This window comes from Halolamina sp. CBA1230, from assembly GCF_002025255.2.
GTDB lineage: Archaea > Halobacteriota > Halobacteria > Halobacteriales > Haloferacaceae > Halolamina.
In genome coordinates this window covers 814,528-831,331 of the sequence record NZ_CP054587.1, presented here as the reverse complement: position 1 = coordinate 831,331, position 16,804 = coordinate 814,528, and the positions used below count along the sequence as shown (strand labels likewise).

20 protein-coding genes are annotated in these 16,804 nt (G+C 68.4%); 9 read left to right on the top strand and 11 right to left on the bottom strand.

The window, feature by feature from the left end:
- Positions 1–41: 41 nt before the first annotated feature.
- Positions 42–437 (top strand): VOC family protein, encoded by a 396-nt coding sequence (locus tag B4589_RS04190; protein WP_079233093.1) that lies wholly within the window; start codon positions 42–44, stop codon positions 435–437.
- On the opposite strand, the gene B4589_RS04185 is transcribed toward B4589_RS04190, so the two are convergent.
- Positions 438–749, bottom strand: a complete 312-nt coding sequence (locus tag B4589_RS04185; protein WP_255246124.1) for a hypothetical protein — start codon at positions 747–749, stop codon at positions 438–440.
- A 113-nt stretch (positions 750–862) separates the two neighbouring features.
- Here B4589_RS04185 and B4589_RS04180 point away from each other — a divergent pair, with 113 nt between their 5' ends.
- On the top strand, positions 863–1,552 hold the full coding sequence (locus B4589_RS04180) for a DUF1028 domain-containing protein (protein ID WP_079233092.1): 690 nt from the start codon (positions 863–865) through the stop codon (positions 1,550–1,552).
- Position 1,553: 1 nt separating this feature from the next.
- Here B4589_RS04180 and B4589_RS04175 read toward each other — a convergent pair whose 3' ends face one another.
- The 4 genes from B4589_RS04175 to B4589_RS04160 form a co-directional block, all read right to left on the bottom strand.
- Complete coding sequence (locus B4589_RS04175) at positions 1,554–2,642, bottom strand: glutamate--cysteine ligase (protein ID WP_079233091.1); 1,089 nt, start codon at positions 2,640–2,642, stop codon at positions 1,554–1,556.
- Between the two features lie 76 nt (positions 2,643–2,718).
- Positions 2,719–3,351, bottom strand: coding sequence for a fibrillarin-like rRNA/tRNA 2'-O-methyltransferase (locus B4589_RS04170; protein WP_079233090.1), 633 nt, complete (start codon positions 3,349–3,351; stop codon positions 2,719–2,721).
- On the bottom strand, positions 3,344–4,243 hold the full coding sequence (locus B4589_RS04165) for an NOP5/NOP56 family protein (protein ID WP_079233089.1): 900 nt from the start codon (positions 4,241–4,243) through the stop codon (positions 3,344–3,346). The genes B4589_RS04170 and B4589_RS04165 overlap by 8 nt, the downstream gene beginning before the upstream one ends.
- Before the next feature lie 65 nt (positions 4,244–4,308).
- The gene (locus B4589_RS04160) at positions 4,309–5,949 is read right to left on the bottom strand and encodes a hypothetical protein (RefSeq protein ID WP_079233088.1); all 1,641 of its coding nucleotides are present in this window, start codon (positions 5,947–5,949) and stop codon (positions 4,309–4,311) included.
- Between the two features lie 102 nt (positions 5,950–6,051).
- Between B4589_RS04160 and B4589_RS04155 the strand changes: the two genes are divergently transcribed.
- Complete coding sequence (locus tag B4589_RS04155) at positions 6,052–6,828, top strand: ZIP family metal transporter (RefSeq protein ID WP_079233087.1); 777 nt, start codon at positions 6,052–6,054, stop codon at positions 6,826–6,828.
- On the opposite strand, the gene B4589_RS04150 is transcribed toward B4589_RS04155, so the two are convergent.
- Positions 6,825–7,976: a methionine adenosyltransferase gene (locus B4589_RS04150; protein ID WP_079233086.1), complete on the bottom strand. Its 1,152-nt coding sequence runs from the start codon at positions 7,974–7,976 to the stop codon at positions 6,825–6,827. The genes B4589_RS04155 and B4589_RS04150 overlap by 4 nt on opposite strands.
- A gap of 99 nt (positions 7,977–8,075) precedes the next feature.
- Here B4589_RS04150 and B4589_RS04145 point away from each other — a divergent pair, with 99 nt between their 5' ends.
- Positions 8,076–8,705, top strand: coding sequence for a class I SAM-dependent methyltransferase (locus B4589_RS04145; RefSeq protein WP_079233085.1), 630 nt, complete (start codon positions 8,076–8,078; stop codon positions 8,703–8,705).
- A 21-nt stretch (positions 8,706–8,726) separates the two neighbouring features.
- On the opposite strand, the gene B4589_RS04140 is transcribed toward B4589_RS04145, so the two are convergent.
- On the bottom strand, positions 8,727–9,308 hold the full coding sequence (locus B4589_RS04140; RefSeq protein ID WP_079233084.1) for a peroxidase-related enzyme: 582 nt from the start codon (positions 9,306–9,308) through the stop codon (positions 8,727–8,729).
- Positions 9,309–9,408: 100 nt separating this feature from the next.
- Between B4589_RS04140 and B4589_RS04135 the strand changes: the two genes are divergently transcribed.
- Positions 9,409–10,509 (top strand): mechanosensitive ion channel family protein, encoded by a 1,101-nt coding sequence (locus B4589_RS04135; RefSeq protein ID WP_079233083.1) that lies wholly within the window; start codon positions 9,409–9,411, stop codon positions 10,507–10,509.
- Between the two features lie 40 nt (positions 10,510–10,549).
- Entirely contained in the window at positions 10,550–11,284 is a 735-nt protein-coding gene (locus tag B4589_RS04130; protein WP_079233082.1) for a GNAT family N-acetyltransferase, read from the top strand.
- Here B4589_RS04130 and B4589_RS04125 read toward each other — a convergent pair.
- From B4589_RS04125 to B4589_RS04110, 4 genes are all read right to left on the bottom strand, one after another.
- Complete coding sequence (locus B4589_RS04125; protein WP_079233081.1) at positions 11,269–11,760, bottom strand: metal-dependent hydrolase; 492 nt, start codon at positions 11,758–11,760, stop codon at positions 11,269–11,271. The genes B4589_RS04130 and B4589_RS04125 overlap by 16 nt on opposite strands.
- Positions 11,761–11,806: 46 nt before the next feature.
- Positions 11,807–12,088, bottom strand: a complete 282-nt coding sequence (locus tag B4589_RS04120; RefSeq protein ID WP_079233080.1) for a CDGSH iron-sulfur domain-containing protein — start codon at positions 12,086–12,088, stop codon at positions 11,807–11,809.
- 95 nt (positions 12,089–12,183) lie between these two features.
- A complete protein-coding gene (locus B4589_RS04115) occupies positions 12,184–13,413 on the bottom strand; it encodes an RNA-guided endonuclease TnpB family protein (RefSeq protein WP_079233079.1) in 1,230 nt (409 codons plus the stop codon).
- A gap of 3 nt (positions 13,414–13,416) precedes the next feature.
- On the bottom strand, positions 13,417–13,563 hold the full coding sequence (locus tag B4589_RS04110) for a DUF2080 family transposase-associated protein (protein ID WP_394353844.1): 147 nt from the start codon (positions 13,561–13,563) through the stop codon (positions 13,417–13,419).
- Between the two features lie 254 nt (positions 13,564–13,817).
- Between B4589_RS04110 and B4589_RS04105 the strand changes: the two genes are divergently transcribed.
- The 3 genes from B4589_RS04105 to B4589_RS04095 are packed head-to-tail and all read left to right on the top strand — an operon-like array spanning position 13,818 to position 16,789.
- Positions 13,818–14,606: an SDR family NAD(P)-dependent oxidoreductase gene (locus B4589_RS04105; protein ID WP_079233078.1), complete on the top strand. Its 789-nt coding sequence runs from the start codon at positions 13,818–13,820 to the stop codon at positions 14,604–14,606.
- Positions 14,607–14,645: 39 nt separating this feature from the next.
- Positions 14,646–15,557, top strand: a complete 912-nt coding sequence (locus B4589_RS04100) for a nucleoside hydrolase (RefSeq protein ID WP_079233077.1) — start codon at positions 14,646–14,648, stop codon at positions 15,555–15,557.
- A complete protein-coding gene (locus tag B4589_RS04095) occupies positions 15,557–16,789 on the top strand; it encodes an MFS transporter (protein ID WP_079233076.1) in 1,233 nt (410 codons plus the stop codon). The genes B4589_RS04100 and B4589_RS04095 overlap by 1 nt, the downstream gene beginning before the upstream one ends.
- Positions 16,790–16,804: the final 15 nt, after the last annotated feature.

Here is a 16,804-nt window from a genome sequence, read left to right as displayed (position 1 = left end):
GTGCCCCCACCGATTTGTACGCGTCGGCCCAACCAACGTCCGTGAACCCCAGCCACCTCGATCACGCGAACCTCGTCATCCCGGAGGACCGCGTCGACGACGCCGTCGCGTTCTACCGCGACACGCTCGGCTTCGACCTGGAGGATCTCGACGCCTACCGCGCGGGCGAGCGGCCGATCTTCTCGGTCCGGCTCTCGGCGACGAGCCTGCTCCACCTCAGCCCGGACGAGTCGTTCGAGCCACCCGCGGAGACGAACTTCGACCACGTCGCGATCGTCGTTGAGGAGGACGTCGACACGATCGAGCAGCAGCTAACGGACGCCGGCGTCGAGATCGAACGCGAGCCGCGAGAGCTGAAAGGCGCGACCGGGACCGCCCCGGCCGTCTACGTCCGCGACCCGTTCGGCTACCGCGTCGAGATCAAGACGAGCGCCTGACTACTCGGCGTCGTCGACAGCGGACTCCCCGCCACCGTCGGGTTCGACTGTCTCGTCGACGGCGTACTCGAGGGTCGCGTCGGTCTCGATCCGGACCACGCCCGGGAGCGAACAGAGGTCGGCGACGCCCGCCTCGGGGACGCGAACGAGCCAGCAGTCGAACCCGATCTCGTCGACCAGTTCGCCGCCCGCGTCCGCAACAGTGTCGCGCAGTTCCGACGGCTCGGCGTCGTCGGCGAGTTCGACGACCAGCGCGGCCGTCTCCTCCCCAGGGTCGTCCCGCATCCGCCGGACCGGGTGTGAGAGGTACACGGTCGACCGTGGCGGCGCGGTCGGGCAAAAGCGTTCGGTCGGGGCCGGAACGTTCAAGCCGCCGACAGCCTCACTCGGCGTGTGGCCGAGAGTACTACGAGCGGGGTGTCGCAGTGACGATCTCGATCGCGGCCCGCGACCCGGAGTCCGACCAGTTCGGCGTCGCCGTCGCCTCGGCGTTCCCCGCGGTCGGGGCGGTCTGCCCGTGGGTCGGCGCCGACGGCGCGGTCGTCACCCAGTCCTGGGACGCCGGCGCCGACTACGGCGAGGCACTGCTCGCCCTGCTCGACTGGGGGTTCACGCTCCCCACCGCGGCCGACGCGCTTCTCGCCGGTCGCGAGGGGTCTGTCGGCCTCCAACTCCACGGCGTCGACGCCGACGGGAACACGTACGCCCACACCGGCGAGAAATGTGTCGAGCACGCCGACCACTACGCCGGCGAGGAGTACACCGTCGCAGGCGACCTGCTCGCGAGCGCCGACGTGATCGACGCCGTCGCCGCGGCGTTCGAGCGCACCACCGGGCGGTTCACCGATCGCCTGCTGACCGCGCTCGAGGCCAGCGAGTCCACCGGCGGCGACAAACGGGGCGACAACCTCAGCGCCGCCGTGCTCGTCTACGGCGAACCCCACAAGCTCTACCACAACCTCAGAGTCGACACGCCAGGCCAGCCGATCGCCGACCTCCGGGAGGCGTACGAGGCCGCACTGGAGACCGAACGCGGGATGGACGACGAGGAGATGCAGAAGTTCTGGGGCGAGGACGTCCCCGGATCGATCCGGGAGTACCCGATCCGCTACTGAGCTACAGCAGGAGCGCCTCCCGCAGCGCTTCGCTCCCCTGTTCCTCGCGAATCCGTCGCTGTCGCTGACTCCCGCTCTCCCCGTCCAGCAGCGCGGTCAGCGCGTCGTTCCCGATCCGGTCGCAGGTGCGCTGGATCGCCTCGGCGAGGCCGATCGTCGACTCGCCGTCGCGGTCGATGAACGTCGCGTCGTGGCCGTAGCGCGTGGCGCGCCACTTGTTCTCGTCCAGAAGCTCACGGCGCAGCCCCGAGCCGAGCGAATCACGCTTCCCGTCCTCGTAGCGTTCCGCGAGGTCGACCACCATCGCGTGGGCCCCCTCGACGAACGCATCGACGACCGCGGGATCGACCTGCCCGTCGGGCGTGCGGATCTCGACGGTGCCGTGGCCGGTGTGGGGGCGCACGTCGAACCAGAGTTCGCCGCGGTCCTCGACGGAGCCCTGTTCGACCATCCGGCGCTCGAAGCGCTCGAACGCCTCGTAATCCGCGAACGCGGTCGGCATCCCCGTGTTGGGGAGGTTCTCGAAGATCTTCGCCCGCGCCGAGGCCAGCCCCGTGTCGAACCCGTTCCAGAACGGGGAGTTCGCCGACAGCGCCAGCAGCGGCGGCATCTCCCACCGGAGCTCGTTGGCGATCCAGACCGCCTTGTCCGGGTCGTCGACGCCGACGTGGACGTGCAGCCCCGCGGTGGTGTTGCGGTGCTGTGGGTACTGGATCCGGTCGAGCTGGGAGCGGTAGCGGGGTTTCTCAGCGTGGTCGAGTTCGCGCCAGCGCGCCTCGGGGTGGAGCCCCGCCGCGGCGATCTGATAACCGTGGTTCTCGGCGTGCTCGACCAGCGCCTCCCGCACCGCGAGCAGTTGCTCCTCGGCCTCGCTAACGTCCTCGATCAGCGGCGTCTGGGTCTCGATGGTGAACTTGAACAGCTCGTGGTCCAGCTTCCCCGCGAGCGGTGCCGGCGGCTCGTCGTCGCCGTACACCAGTTCGTCGATCCCCGAGACGGGCATCCCCGCCCCGTCGACGACGTAGAACTCCTCCTCGACGCCGAGGGTTCCCATCCGGTCGAAGCTCTCGCGGGAGCCCAGTTCCTCCATTTGCTCCACAGTGTGCGCCCCCACCTAAATAGGGTGCCGGCTCCGGAACTCCGGGCGTATCAGCCCCCGGCGATCCTCACCGCTTGCGCGCGACGACCCCGAGGTGGTCGTCGTGGTAGCGATCCAGCCGCGCGGTCTCGAGCAGTTCGTACGCCTCGCCCAGCGTCTCCCGAACCTCCTCGAACACCTCGTCTGGTTCGGCCACCACGTCCTCGCTGCGGGCCTTGATCGCCGCCAGCAGCAGACCGTCGTCGGCGAGGAACCCCGCGTTCCGGATCGCCACATCGGCCTGCCCGCGGGTCGCCACGTCCTGGACGATCACGTCCAGCCCGGACTCCACGACGCCGGCGTACTCCCGGGGTTTCCGCGCGTCGGCCAGCAGCGGGAACAGGTTCGGCCGGCTCTCGGCCACGTCGACCAGGTCCCGAACGGGACGGGGCGCGAACTCCACCGCGTACGTCGGCCCCGCGAAGTCGGCGACGTGGCTCACGGTCGTCCCGGAGGCGGCGCCGAGGTACAGCACCGACTCGCCGCCCGCGAGGTGGGTGTCCATCCCGAGTTCGAGCATCGCCCCCAGCTTCGACCGCCCGGCGTCCCACACCCGCCGCCCGTCGACGGTCGGCTCGCCGTACACCGGTTCGCCGGCGGTCGTCAACCGCTCCTCGCCCGCGACGGTGCGACGTTCGACGCCGGCAGGGAGCTCACTCATCGTTCTCCTCCGTGTCGTCATCGTCCTCACCCGCCGTATCCCCGTCTGCACGCGCGCGGATCGTCGCCATCCGATCGCGGAGGTCCTCGTGCACGCTCTCGCGGCGCTCGCCGGCGTAGTGGTCGATCCGGGCGGCGATGGAGAGCTTCCCGGCCAGCGCCCGCGCCGCCGAGCCGCGGTCCTCCGGCCGCGTGCCGCGGACGAACTCGTGGGTGAAGATCACGCCGTGCTTGGGCGAGGGGGCGTGCCCGCGGAGGTGCGCGAACAGCGCGTCCTCGGCGCCGAGCACCTGCACGGTGCCCGAGGGTTTCTTCGCGAGCGACTCCAGCCCGCCCGCAAGCGAAATCAGCCGCGCCGCGAGCACGGGGCCGGCCATCTCCGCGAGGTTGGGCGCCACCTCGGGCGCGCGGCGCTCGACGAACGCCCGCAGGTCGTCGCGCTCCTCGCGGAGGTCGACCGCACGCTGGGCGAGCGAGACGGCCCGCTCCTCGGTCGCGTCCGTCGGCTCGTAGTCGGCGACGACGGCCGCGAAGTCGAGCCCCGACGCGTCCGTCTCGACCGCTAGTAACGCGCCGGCCCACTCCTCCAGTCGCTCGGCGAGCTCGTTCGCGGTTCGCTCGGCGTCGTCCATCGCCCGCAACGAGTGGATCAACTGTTGGTCGTCCGCGCGTTCGGCGGCCTGGGCGGCCTCGCGGGCAGCCCTGACGGTCGCCTCGTGGAGGCGGTCGTAGTACTCGTCCTCGTCGGCGGCGAACCCCGACTCGACGGCCAGCGCGGGCCAGTCACGCGGTTCATCGGCCTCGCCCTCGCTGACGGCGGCCGCCGCAGCCTCGGGGTCGCCGGGGTCGACGCCGGCGAACCATCCAGCACTCGAGGAACTCAGATCGTTCATATCCTCCTAATGAATGCGGCCCCGTATATGTATTCTCGAACGGGGAGAGTAGCTGACTGCGTCTGTCACGAGAACTGCTGATCCAGAACCTGCATCGCCATGTCGGGGTCGAACAACCCGGAACCGAAGAAGATCGAGAGCGGTAGCTCGTGTCCGTCGTCGGCGTACTCTTCGCGCCACTGTTCGGCTAGCTGCTTGAAGTCGTCAGCGCGTACGAGTCGGATATCGCGACCGACTTGCATCTCGAGCTGTTCGGCGTGAGTCTCCGCGTTCTCGCTGAACTCGGGAGCGATAATGAGGAACCACTCGACTTCGTGCTGTCCGGCCTTGGTGTCGATGTAGCTCTTGATCTTACTGCGTGCGGTGCTGCCCAGTTTGAACTGCCGGGCTCGGCGCTTGTTGTCCCACAGCAGCCACTTGTCGCCCTGTTCGACCTCCCCGTCCGCGACGACACCGTTTGCCCGTTGGCCGAGGAGGTTCGTTCCGTCGAGGTTGAACACCTCGCTGAATATCTCGGCCGTCGCGTCCTCGAAGAGGATATCGAGTTTGTCGCCGGGGTTGTCCGCATCGACGAGGTCCTGTAGCTGTGGAGGGACCTGTTGTACCGTCCCGTCGGCGATGTCCTCGTACGCGCTCAGATACAGTTCGACGGCCGGATCGTCGTCCCCGACCGACTTCTGAGACTGCTCGAAGTAGTCGATGATCGCCGAAATCATCTCCTCAGTTTTCTGCTTGTGAGCGTCGAGTCCGTATCGATCGACGATCCCCTTGAGTTCGTCTTTCGTGAGAGCGTATCTGAGGAGTTCGCTCGGGAACACGCCGCCTCTCACGATACTCTCGCGGCGCCTGTCGTTGCGCCCCCCGGTCTTCGATTCGATTCCGTACTGTTCACGGATGTCGACGAGTAGCGACTGTCTGTCGAACGGTTCGAGGGTCTCCAGCATCCGGAGGTAGTTCTCTTCGGACATCTCGTAGTAGAGCCAGTCCCGGACGTAGTCGATATACTCCTCGGGAATACCGACGAGCTCGTTCGTGCTGTCGGTGTTCACCTCGTAGACGATCGCCTGCTCCTGAAGTGACCAGAGTCCCTTCTCGATCGTGTCCAGCGCGTGCTCGGGGCTGTCGGAACGCCGAACTTTCGGGAACCGTTCGATCGCGGAGAGGCGTTTGAAGAAATCCAGCCAGGTGTAGTACTCGTGTTTCTGTTCCCGGGAGCGGTTGTGAAGCTCGAAATAGCTGTACACCATGTGGAGCTCCGAGTCGTCGACATCGTTCTTGTAGTCGACGGCGGCCTCGGCGAGATGGAGCAGATCGTCGGAATCCGGGAATTCGTCCTCCGAATACTCGTTCAGAATATCGAGTTGCCACGTCTGGACGTTCTCGAGAAGCCCGTCCTTGGGCATACTGTAGTCGGGCTGTTGAATCAGTTGGCGGAGAATCCCGTATCGGATGACGAGCGCTTGATAGGGAGAATCGTTGAGTGCGTTCAATCGCGGCGGAGTGAAATTGTTCAACTCCGTCTCGAGCCGTTCTTCCTCGGCGAGTGCGGGAACGTAGGTTTCGAGGTATTTCTCACGGTCGCTGAAACCGTCGTGTTTGAACGACTCCGGGTCGAACGAGTCGGTACTCGATTTCGTTTCGTCCTTTATGAATCGTTTCCGCTCGTGGCTGTTCCAGTCTTGCTCGGCGAGCTCCCGTAATTCCATATTGACACTAATTAGCAAGGTATCAACTTCAAGATATCCCTTGTCTGTCTTTTAGAGTTCTCCCCAGAGCGTATTTACGCCCGGCACTCCCTCCTCCCCTCGATGACGCCGTTCCAGTCGATGCTGGTGGTGAGCACGCTGGTGGGGCTGGCCACTGGCCTCGGCGCGATCCCGATCCTGTTCGGCGCCCGCGTGAGCCACCGCACGTACGACGCCGCGCTCGGCCTCGCGGGCGGGATCATGGTCGCGGCGTCGGTGTTCGGGCTCATCATCCCCGGCACCGAACAGGGGGCGCTGTGGGAGGTGATGCTCGGCGTCACTGTCGGCGGGTTCGGCCTGCTCGCCGGGAATCGGATCATTCCGCACGTCCACGGCGAGTACCGCCGCTGGCGTGGCCACGCCGAGGGGATCGACCTCGACGGCCTCGACGACCGCGTCCGGCGGGCCGTCCTGGTCGGCGGCGCGATCACGATCCACAACGCGCCCGAGGGGCTGGCGATGGGGATCGCCTACGCCTCCGGCCTCGAGGAGGTGGCGCTCGTGCTCGCGGTCGTGATCGCGCTCCAGAACGTTCCCGACGGGTTCGCCTTCGCTGTCCCGGTGAACCAGTCCGGCGTCTCCTCGGGGAAGGTGCTACTGTACACGACGCTCTCCGGAACGGTCCCGCAGGTGATGGGGTCGGTGTTCGGCTTCGCGCTCGTCGGCCTCGCGGCGGGGATCTTCCCCGTCGCCGCCGGCTTCGCCGCGGGCGCGATGCTCGCGGTCGTCCTCCGGGAGATGGTGCCCTCCAGCCACGGCCACGGGTACGCTGACGCCGCGACGGCCGCGTTCATCGTCGGCTTCGTCCTGCTCGTGGTCGTCGACGCCGCGGTCGGCTAGAACACGTCGACGTCGCCGGCGAGCAGATCCTCGGTCAGTTCGTCGATCCAAGCGAGTTCGTCGTCGACGACGTCGCGGACCGCAGCCCCGTCCTCCACGGTCGTCTCGACGTCCACAGCGTGGGGCTCGTCGACCGCGCTCCCGATCCGCGAGAGCAGTTGCACACAGGAGTGGGCCGCGCCGAGGTCGGTCGAGAGCGTCCCGGCGATCCGCAGCGCGAGGAGGTTGTACAGCTTCCCGACGTGGGTGACGGGGTTCTTGCCGGCGGTCGCCTCCAGGCTCATCGGTCGCGCCGGCGTGATCAGGCCGTTCGCGCGGTTTCCCCGGCCGACGGCGCCGTCGTCGCCCGCCTCCGCGGAGAGCCCCGTGGTCGTGAGGTACACCGACTCGTCGTCGTCGGCGGCGTTCACCCGGACCGAGAGCGGGCAGTCAAGGCGGTCCGCGGCGTGCTCGCGGGCGAGCGCGTCCACGCGATCGAGCACTTCGTGGTACTCCTCACGGCCGGCGACGTGGCGGTCGACGACCGCGGCGGCGACCGTGAGGTCGACCGCGTCGCCGCGCCGCGAGGCCATCAGCTTCACGTCCTTCCCGACGGCGTCGATCTCGGCGTGGAGCCGGGGTTCGAGCGTCCGGACGAAGCGCTCGACCGGTGAGCCCGGCCCGTGGCCGACGCCGAAGCTGGTGTCGTTCGCCAGCGGCACCTCGCCGCGGTCGAACAGCGAGGCGAGATCGCCCGAGGTTCGGCCGATCCGGGTCTCGACCACCAGGTCCTCGGCGTCGAGTTCGGGAACGGTGTCGAGCACGTACTCGCGCGCGGCGTCTCGGGCGAGATCCGGGATCGGGAGCTCCCGACCGTTCACGCTCGTCGTCGCCCGCCCGCCGACGAGCAGGTAGATCGGGTCGACGACCTCGCCGCCGCCGTACTCGGGCGTTGCCCGGCCCGCGCCGAGGTGGACCTTGTCGGTGTTGTGGTGGAGCACGCGGTCGAACTCGTCGCGGTAGAACCGTGAGAGCGTCCGCGAGACCGCCTCGGCAACGCCGTCACACAGCGAGTCGGGGTGGCCGACCCCCTTGCGCTCGACGAACTCCGCCGGCCGGCGGGCGACGGGGTCGCCCGGGAGGTGGGTCACGGAGACTGCGTCGGTCATACGTCGGACTCCGCCGGCGACGGCATAAGTCCGCTGCCGCGGCGTCAGCACCCCCGTACCGAGCGGGGGATTCATGGCGTGTCGCCCGGAAACTCCGGTATGACTACCGCCGACCGAGGCGGGAGCGCGCCGCCGACGGGACGCCCGCTCTCGCACGTCTACGACGCCGCCTACGCCGGCGTGCCGAACTGGGACATCGGCCGGCCACAGGAGGCGTTCGTCGCGCTCGCCGAGTCCGGCCGGATCCGCGGCCCCGTGCTGGACGTGGGCTGTGGCACCGGCGAACTCGCGATGTACCTCGCCCGCTGGGGCCACGAGGTGCTGGGGATCGACCTCTCGCCGCGCGCGGTCGAGCAGGCCCGGGCGAAGGCCCGCGGCCGGCGGATCGACGCCGAGTTCGCGGTGTGGGACGCGCTCGACCTCGCCGGCCTCGCCCGCGCGGGGCTCTCGTTCCCGACTGTCGTCGACTCCGCGATGTTCCACGTGCTCGGCGACGCCGAACGGGACCGCTTCGTCGACGGCCTCGCGGCCGTCGTCCCGCAGGGTGGCCACTACTACGTGCTCGGCGACGCCCGGCGCACGGCGGGCGACGTGTACGGGGTCACGCCCGCGGAACTGCGCGAGCGGTTCGCAGGCTCGGACTGGGAGGTCGAGTTCGCGATCCCGACGGCGTTCGAGCGTCGCTGGAGTAGCAACCCCGCGTACTTCGTCGGCGTCCGGCGCCGTTGAGGCGCCCGCGAACGAAACCGTTCAACGCCCCATCGTGTGGAACTCCTCGTTGGGTCGCATGTCCGCGAACATCGCCATCCGGTTGCTGAGGTTGAAGAAGGCGGTCACGGCGGCGATCTCCCACATCGCCTCGGGGCTGTACCCGACCTCCGCGAGGCGTTCGAGGTCGGCCTCGGTCACGCGGTCTGGGTGTTCGGTCAGTTTCACGGCCACGTCGAGCATCGCCATCCGCTTCTCGCTCACGTCGGCCTGGCGGTAGTTCGCGACCAACTGGTCCGCGAGTTCGGGGTTCCCCGAGTAGATGCGCAGCAGCGCGCCGTGGGCGACGTTGCAGTAGTAGCAGTGGTTCCGGCCGGAGACGGCGACGACGATCATCTCCACCTCCTCGCGGTCCAGCGCCGTGTCGTCGACCAGCGCGTCGTGGAACTCGAAGAAGGCGCGGAAGTGGCTCGGCTTGTACGCGAACGCGGAGAACACGTTGGGCGTGAACCCGGCCTCCTCGGTCTCCTCGGCGATGCGGTCCTGGAGGTCCTCGGGCAGGTCCTCGAAGTCGGGTACCTCGAAACGGGTCATCGCGTCGTCGTCGAGTTCGGGGTCGGCCATCGCCGGGGGTTGGGCGGGCGACCACTTCAAGCCGTGCGGATCCGCGAGCAGGCGTTCGCCCGCGAGAAACGGTTAAGCTACCCTGCCGCCTCTGAGTCTCATGAACGCTGTCACGTCGGCGCTGGACGCGCTGCCACCCATGCTCGCACTCGTCGCGGTCCTCGTGAGCAGCCTCGTCGCCGCCGTCGTCGTCGAGCGCGTCGTGGTCCGGCTCCTGCGGCGGCTCGGCCGCTCGACGGAGAACGCGCTGGACGACATCGTGTTCGAGGAGCTCCGGCTCCCGCTCGTGGTCTCGGCGGCGCTGGCGGGGGTGTTCCTGCTGACGGGCGACGGGGGGGTGCTCGACGCGCTCGCCGTCGACGCCGCGACCCGCGACGCGCTGTTCAGCCGCCCGGCGCTCTCGGTGCTGGTGGTGGTCTGGGCGTGGGCGCTGAACGCCATCGTCAACCGCGCGGTCGACGCCGTGCAGGACGCCGGCCCGCGGTTCGACTTCGCGCCGGTGTTCTCGAACGTCTGGACGCTGATCGTCATCGTCGCCGCCGCCGCCGCGATCCTCTCGATCTGGCGCATCGACGTGACGCCGCTGCTCGCCGGCGCGGGCATCGCGGGCATCACCATCGGGTTCGCCGCGAAGGACACCGTCGCGAACTTCTTCGGGGGGATCGCGCTGTACTTCGACGACACGTACAAGATCGGCGATTTCGTCGTGCTCGACTCCGGCGAGAAGGGGACGGTCGTCAAGGTCGGCGTCCGCTCGACGACGCTCCAGACCCGCGACGAGGTGCTGGTGACCGTCCCCAACGCCGTGCTCAACGCCGCGAAGATCGTCAACGAGTCCGCGCCCGGGAGCCGCAAACGGATCCGCGTCCCGATCGGCGTGGCGTACGGCACCGACATCGACGCGTTCGAGGCGGCCGTCGTCGGCGTCGCCGAGGCGGAATCTCTGGTGCTCGACTCGCCCAAGCCGCGGATGCGGTTTCGCGCGTTCGGCGACTCCGCGCTGGAGTACGAACTGCTCTGCTGGGTCCGGAGCCCCGTCCGCGGGTCGAAGGCGACCCACGAACTCAACCGCGGCATCTACGGCCGCCTGACCGACCTCGGCATCGAGATCCCGTTCAGCAAGCTCGACGTGACCCTCGTGAACGGCGCCGCCGACGCCGCGGCCGGCGCTACCGGGCAGCCCTCGCTGGGCGACGATTGAGCCACGGGACTTTCCCGCTGGCGGTCCGACACGTCGAACGATGACGCTCGCGCCCGACACGGACGATCGGATCGCCCGCCACTGGGCCGAGCGACTGGACTGTGCGCCCGGGGCGTTCGCGGACCCCGGCGTCACGGTCACGACGAACCCCAACGAGGGGACGATCCGACTGGTCCGTCGCGGGGAGACGCTCGTCGTCGCCGCGCCCGAGACTGTCAGGGACGCGCTCGACACCCATCGCGAGGCGCTCGCGGATGCGGAGCTGCCCGCAACTGAGGTGGTCGAGCGCGCGCTGACCGACCACGACGCGGGCGTCGACGCCGTCCACGGCCCCTACTTCCTGGGCTACGTCGACGAGCCGTCGTTCTCGCCGGCCGACACCGACGCCCGCCTGCTCGTCGGCGCCGACCGGGACGCGTTCGATCGCCTGCAGGAGCGCGTCACCGAGGACGAGTGGGCGCGCGCGTCGCCGGTGTTCCGCCCGGGCCAGACGGCGGGGCTGTTCCGGGACGACAACCTGATCGCGGTCGCGACGCTGACCCATCTGCCGTTCCCGGACGTGGGGGTCGTCGTCGACCCCGAGCACCGTGGACAGGGGTACGGGCGCGAGGTCGCCTCGAAGATCACCGCGACCGCGTTCGACGTCGACCGCGACACGGTGGTGCGCTACCGGACGCTCGACTCGGACTCGGCGTCGGTCGCGCTCGCGGCGTCGCTGGGGTACGAGCGCTGGGCGACGGGCGCGGTGCTCGTGCTCGATCAGGGCAGCCCCTGAACCGCCAGCACGCCCGCGGCGGCGACCGCGAAGACCCCGAGCAGGAACAGTCCCCAGTTCGCGATCGTACTGTCCGCGCGGGTGACGTAGAGGCTGAACTCCCGCCCCCACGGCCAGAACAGGTTCACGCCCGCGGGCGTGAGCACGTCGCCGAGCAGGTGGGAGCCGACGCTGAGGGACCCGACGAAGAAGCCGAACAGCGAGAGCCGCGCGCGGTCGACCGTCCCCATGCCGTCGGCCAGCAGCGCGCCCGCGCCGGCGAACGCGCCGCCCACGAGCGCGGCGAACAGCAGCGAGTGGGTCGGCCCGCGGTGGGGGATCCCCGGGATCCGGTGGTCGACGTCGGGTAGCATCGCCAGCCAGAGCATCGCGCCGCCGGTGACGAGCGCCGCCAGCGGCTCGCCGGCCGCGACGAGCAGGTAGCCGATCGGGGCGAACACCAGCATCGACACGCCGAGATGGCCGGTGCGGTACACACGGGTGGCTGTTCGCCCCATCGCCCTAAAGCACTCGGCCGAGGTGTCAGTCGTCCCTCTCGCCGTCGGCGTCCGTCCCATCCGCCTCCCCGTACTCGATCGTCTCCCCGTCCGCGAACGTGATGCTCGCGATCTCGCGTCGTTCGCCGTCGACGTAGCAGTAGACGCCGTCGCCTTCGTTCTCGGTTCGGCGGTGGGAGCCGTCACAGAACGGGTGCTCGTCGCTGAGCCCGCAGCGACAGACCGCGATGTCGCCCTTCTCGGGGTCGATATCCTCCTCGTCGAGATACGTCGGGGAGTGCTTCTCCCGGGTCACGTGGCGGGTCACAGCGGTGTGTGGGCGTCCGCGCCGATAGCTCTTGGGCGCGTCGCGGTTCGCGGCGCCGTGTTCCGAACGCGTCGGGAAGTGAACTACCCCACACCCTACTCGCTCACGGCTTGCGCCGTTCGCTTCTTGAGGGTGGGGCTTCCTGTTTCCACGACGCGCTTTGCAGACACAACGGTGTCCGCAGGGAGCGCAGTCTCCACAGGCGTTGATTCGGAGTGAACCACTCCTACATCTTCGAAACCCCGAGAAAGAATATTCCACGCCGCGTTCGCGTCCCTATCTGCCTCGAACCCACACGAGGGACACGAGTGTTCACGAACCCACAGTGGATTGTCCGTCTTGACACCGCAGGATGCACACTCCTTCGTCGTGTCTTTCGGATTAACAGCGACGAAGTGTGTTCCTTCGCGTTGGCATTTGTATTCGAGCATTCGCAGGAACGTCCCCCACGCCGCACCCGCACGGTTCCGCGAGTTGCCGGGGAGTTCGACCAGTTCCTTCGCGTCCAAGTCCTCGACCGCCACCAAATCGTATTCACTCGCGTAGTAGTTCGACAACTTGTGAAGGAAGTCCCGACGCTTCCGCTTCAGGTCGGCGTAGCGTTCGGCCACGACTTGCCGTTGTTTCTCCCAATTCGCAGAGCCGTGTTCCTTGCGTGAAAGGTCGCGTTGAGCGCGTTCGAGTCGCTCACGCTCCTCGCTGAAGTCGGGGCTCTCGATGGCGCAGCCGTCGGTGTCGTGGGTGTACTTGAGAATCCCCAAGTCGATGCCGACGACCTCCTCTGGATTGTCGGGTTTCTCGGGTGCGGCTTCGTCCATGTCGATGCCGAACGTGGCGTGCCACTCGCCCGTGGGTTCCTGCTTGACCGTGACCTGCTTGATGGACGCGTTCTCGGGGACGTCTCGGTGGAGGTGGATCGGGATGTCGCCGATCTTGCTCAACCACAACGTCGGCCGACCACTCGTTTTCTTGAGTTCGAAGCCGGACTGGTTGTAGGTGATAGATCGGTACTCCCGGGGTGATTTCCACTTGAGCATTCCCACGGCATGCCCGTTCTCCCTCTGTGCTTTGAGCGTTGAGAGGTTGTCGTAGACGCGCTTGACGACCATCTGGAGGACTTTTGAGTGAACGTCTCCGAGGTCATCCCACCACGACTTGAGGTCGGGGAGTTGTCCCTGTACCTTGTAGCGTGCTGGGATGTCGTCTGCCTCATTGAGTAGGTGGAGAACGTGGTTGTAGAGTTGCCTACAAGTATCGACGTGGTGCAGAAGCTCCTCTTTGAGGGCTTCCGGTGGGTCGAGCCGATACCTGTAGTTGTAGTGCATGGTCTATTCGTCTGAGCCGGGGTCTGAGACGCGGACAACTTTCACGTCGGCTCCGCGCCAGCGTTTGGGAACGATGACGTGGGCGCTATTCCCCGACGGTTTTGCGGTTCCATCGAGGACTTCCTCGCCTTCGATTTCAAATCTATCCATCACCGATGTATAGACTATAGATATACATAAAGATAGCGGTGGGCCTGTGGCCCGAGCGGCAAACGTGTTTGAGAACTGTGCGGCGTTAACGAGACGCGGCGCGTCTCGTTCGCACATCAGAAATCTCCGATTTCTGGGGACGCTGTATCCCCTCCCTACTGCGCTACTCGGTCGCTTCGCTCTCTGCGTTGCTCCTTGAGGAAGGGGACTTAGCACTAATTACCGTTAAGTGCGGTTCGGCCGTCGCCCCGAACATGGGCACTGTCCAGTACGACTTCACCGACGAGACGGTGATCGTCACCGGCGGCAGTTCGGGTATCGGCCGCGCGATCGCGCTCGAGTTCGCGGACGCGGGCGCGACGGTGATCAACGCCGACCTCGACCCGGCGCCGAAGGATCGCGACGCCGACGAGCCGACCCACGAGCGCATCGAGGCCGACGGCGGCACCGCCGCGTTCGTCGAGACCGACGTCTCCGAGCCCGAAGACCTCGAAGTGGCGGTCGAGGCCGCCCGGGAGTACGGCGGCGTCGACGTGATGGTGAACAACGCCGGCCTCTACATCGGCGGGCCGATGCGGGAGATCACCGAGGACGAGTTCGACCGCATCCACGCGGTCAACGCCAAGGGCGTGTTCTTCGGCACCCAGATCGCCGCCAACGACATGATCGACCGCGGCGTCGCGGGCAGCATCGTCAACACCGCCTCGATCAGCTCCAACGTCGCCCAGTTCGGGCAGGTGCAGTACGACTCCACGAAGGGGGCGATCCGGATGATCACCCGCGGCTCAGCGCTCGAACTCGCCGAACACGACATCCGCGTCAACGCCGTCGCTCCGGGCCAGATCGCGACGGAGTTTCTCGACGGCTGGACCGAGGAAGCACAGGAGGGCGCCGAGGAGAACGAGTTCCTCAAGCCCGTCCCGCTGGGTCGGGCCGGCTTCCCGACCGACGTGGCGCCCGCGGCAGTGTTCCTCGCGAGCGACGGCGCGGAGTATGTGACGGGCGAACTGCTCCACGTCGACGGCGGCTGGCAGATCCTCTGAGTCGAGGGGTATTTGCGGGGCGGGCCAGAACGGGGGGCCATGTCACGGAAGGTGCTGCTCGACGTCGACCCGGGCTGTGACGACGCCGTCGCGCTGGGGTTGGCGCTCGCGAGCGACGAACTCGACGTAGTCGGCGTGACGACGGTCGCCGGCAACACGACCGTCGACAACGCCACACGGAACGCGCTGGCCGTGCTGACGCTGTTCGGCCGGACCGACGTGCCCGTCGCCGCCGGCTGTGGCCGGCCGCTGGCACACGAACTCAAAACCGCCGAGGATATCCACGGCGAGGGCGGGATCACCGGCGACCTGCCCGAACCGACTGCCGAGCCAGTGTCGACCGACGCGCCGGCGTTCATCCGCGAGCAGGCGACCGAACACGACGATCTGACGCTCGTGGGGCTGGGGCCGCTGACGAACGTCGCGGTCGCGCTGATGGGCGACCCCGACCTCCCCGAGCGCCTCGACGAGGTGGCCGTGATGGGCGGTACGATCCGCGCCACGGGCAACCGGACGCCGATGGCGGAAGCGAACTTCTACTCCGACCCAGCGGCCGCCAGGCGGGTTGTCTGGGACGCGAACCCGCGTATCGCGGGGCTGAACGTCACCCACCGCGCGCAGGTGCCGCCGGGCGTCGTCGACGGCGACTCCGGCACCGCGGAGACGATCCGCGAGTGGCTCGACTACTACCCCGACTGGGTGCGCGAGGGCGTCGGCCTGGAGCACTCCGCACAGCACGACGCGCTCGTGGTCGCGGACCTGTTCGCGGACGTGCTGAGCTACGAGTCGGCGCCGACCGACGTGTTCGTCGACGACGGCGACGCCCGCGGGGCGGTGATGTTCGACGAGTACGGCGTCACCGACGCCGAACGAACCGCTCGGGTTGCCGTCGACGTGGACGTGGAGCGGTTCCGGTCGCTCCTGGGTGAGCGGCTCTCCCGGCTGGTCTGATGGCCGTCGCCGACGACGCGCTCCCGTTCTCGCGGTGGTGGCTGGTGGTCGTCGGCGCGCTCGCGATGGGCGCCGCCGGCACCTACCAGTTCGTCTGGTCGTCGATCCGTGGGCCGCTGGGCGCACAGGTCGGCGCCTCGGAGGCGACGCTCGGCACGCTGTTCACGCTGCTGATCGTCGCCCAGACGCTGTCGCAGTTCCCCGCCGGCTGGATCCGGGACCGCTACGGGCCGCGCGTCCCGCTGTTCGTGGGCGGCCTCCTGATCACGGCCGGCTACGGCGTGTTCGCGGTGGCGTCGACGCCCGCGGTCGCGGCGGGCGGCATCGTCGTCGGCGGAGCAGGCGCGGGGACGGTGTACACCGTCGCGATCAACACTCCGGTGAAGTGGTTCGACGAGCGCCGCGGCCTCGCGACGGGGATCGTGACGATGACGTACAGCGGCCTGAGCGTCGCGCTCATCCCGGCGATCAGGGGCGGCGTCGCCGGAAGTTTCGAGGCCAGCGTGCTCGTGCTCGGCGGTATCGTAGCCGTCTCCTGCATCGCCGCGGCGCTCGTGGTCCGGGACCCCGAGACGTACGGCCCGGACGCGAACGGTGATTCGACGACTGGGGTCGATCACCGGGGCCCGCAGTACGGCTGGCGCGACGCGGTTCGGACGTGGCAGTTCTGGGTGCTGTACGTCGTGTTCGCGGTCCTCAACGGCGTCGGCCTGATGCTGGTCGAGAAGGCGATCGCGTTCGCGGACGGGCTCGGCCTCTCGGCGGCGGCCGCGACCGCCGCGGCCTCGACCATCGCGCTCGGGGACAGCGCCGGCGTGATCGCCGGCGGCGGGGCGGCCGACCGCTTCTCTCCGACCCGAACCGTCGGCGTCGCGCTGCTGCTGAGCGCCCTCTCGATCGTCGGCGCGGTCGTGGGCGGTGGGCAGGGGCTCGGCACCGCGTTCGTCCTCATGGTGGGCGTCGCGGCCTTCTTCCGGAGCCCGGCGTTCGCCGTGTTCCCGGGGCTTGTCGGGGAGTACTACGGCACCGCCCACTCCTCGGAGAACTACGCCGTGCTGTACACGGGGAAGCTCTGGGGCAGCGTCTTCGGCGGCGTGGCAACGAGCGTGCTCGTGGCGACGCTGGGGTGGAGCCGATCGTTCCTGCTCGGTGCGGGGCTGCTGGCGCTCGCCGGGCTCGCGATGTTCGCGGTCGAGCCGGTCGAACGCACCGGCGAGAACGAGCACCCGTGACCACCGTTCGGGCAG

Bases quoted from the DNA above. Each gene is read 5' to 3' on its own strand.
- B4589_RS04130 (WP_079233082.1), top strand. From the start codon at position 10,550: ATGACGCTCGCGCCCGACACGGACGATCGGATCGCCCGCCACTGGGCC.
- B4589_RS04170 (WP_079233090.1), bottom strand. From the start codon at position 3,351: ATGAGTGAGCTCCCTGCCGGCGTCGAACGTCGCACCGTCGCGGGCGAG.
- B4589_RS04150 (WP_079233086.1), bottom strand. From the start codon at position 7,976: ATGACCGACGCAGTCTCCGTGACCCACCTCCCGGGCGACCCCGTCGCC.
- B4589_RS04165 (WP_079233089.1), bottom strand. From the start codon at position 4,243: ATGAACGATCTGAGTTCCTCGAGTGCTGGATGGTTCGCCGGCGTCGAC.
- B4589_RS04110 (WP_394353844.1), bottom strand. From the start codon at position 13,563: ATGGATAGATTTGAAATCGAAGGCGAGGAAGTCCTCGATGGAACCGCA.
- B4589_RS04115 (WP_079233079.1), bottom strand. From the start codon at position 13,413: ATGCACTACAACTACAGGTATCGGCTCGACCCACCGGAAGCCCTCAAA.
- B4589_RS04175 (WP_079233091.1), bottom strand. From the start codon at position 2,642: ATGGAGGAACTGGGCTCCCGCGAGAGCTTCGACCGGATGGGAACCCTC.
- B4589_RS04105 (WP_079233078.1), top strand. From the start codon at position 13,818: ATGGGCACTGTCCAGTACGACTTCACCGACGAGACGGTGATCGTCACC.
- B4589_RS04100 (WP_079233077.1), top strand. From the start codon at position 14,646: ATGTCACGGAAGGTGCTGCTCGACGTCGACCCGGGCTGTGACGACGCC.
- B4589_RS04155 (WP_079233087.1), top strand. From the start codon at position 6,052: ATGACGCCGTTCCAGTCGATGCTGGTGGTGAGCACGCTGGTGGGGCTG.
- B4589_RS04140 (WP_079233084.1), bottom strand. From the start codon at position 9,308: ATGGCCGACCCCGAACTCGACGACGACGCGATGACCCGTTTCGAGGTA.
- B4589_RS04160 (WP_079233088.1), bottom strand. From the start codon at position 5,949: ATGGAATTACGGGAGCTCGCCGAGCAAGACTGGAACAGCCACGAGCGG.
- B4589_RS04135 (WP_079233083.1), top strand. From the start codon at position 9,409: ATGAACGCTGTCACGTCGGCGCTGGACGCGCTGCCACCCATGCTCGCA.
- B4589_RS04145 (WP_079233085.1), top strand. From the start codon at position 8,076: ATGACTACCGCCGACCGAGGCGGGAGCGCGCCGCCGACGGGACGCCCG.
- B4589_RS04095 (WP_079233076.1), top strand. From the start codon at position 15,557: ATGGCCGTCGCCGACGACGCGCTCCCGTTCTCGCGGTGGTGGCTGGTG.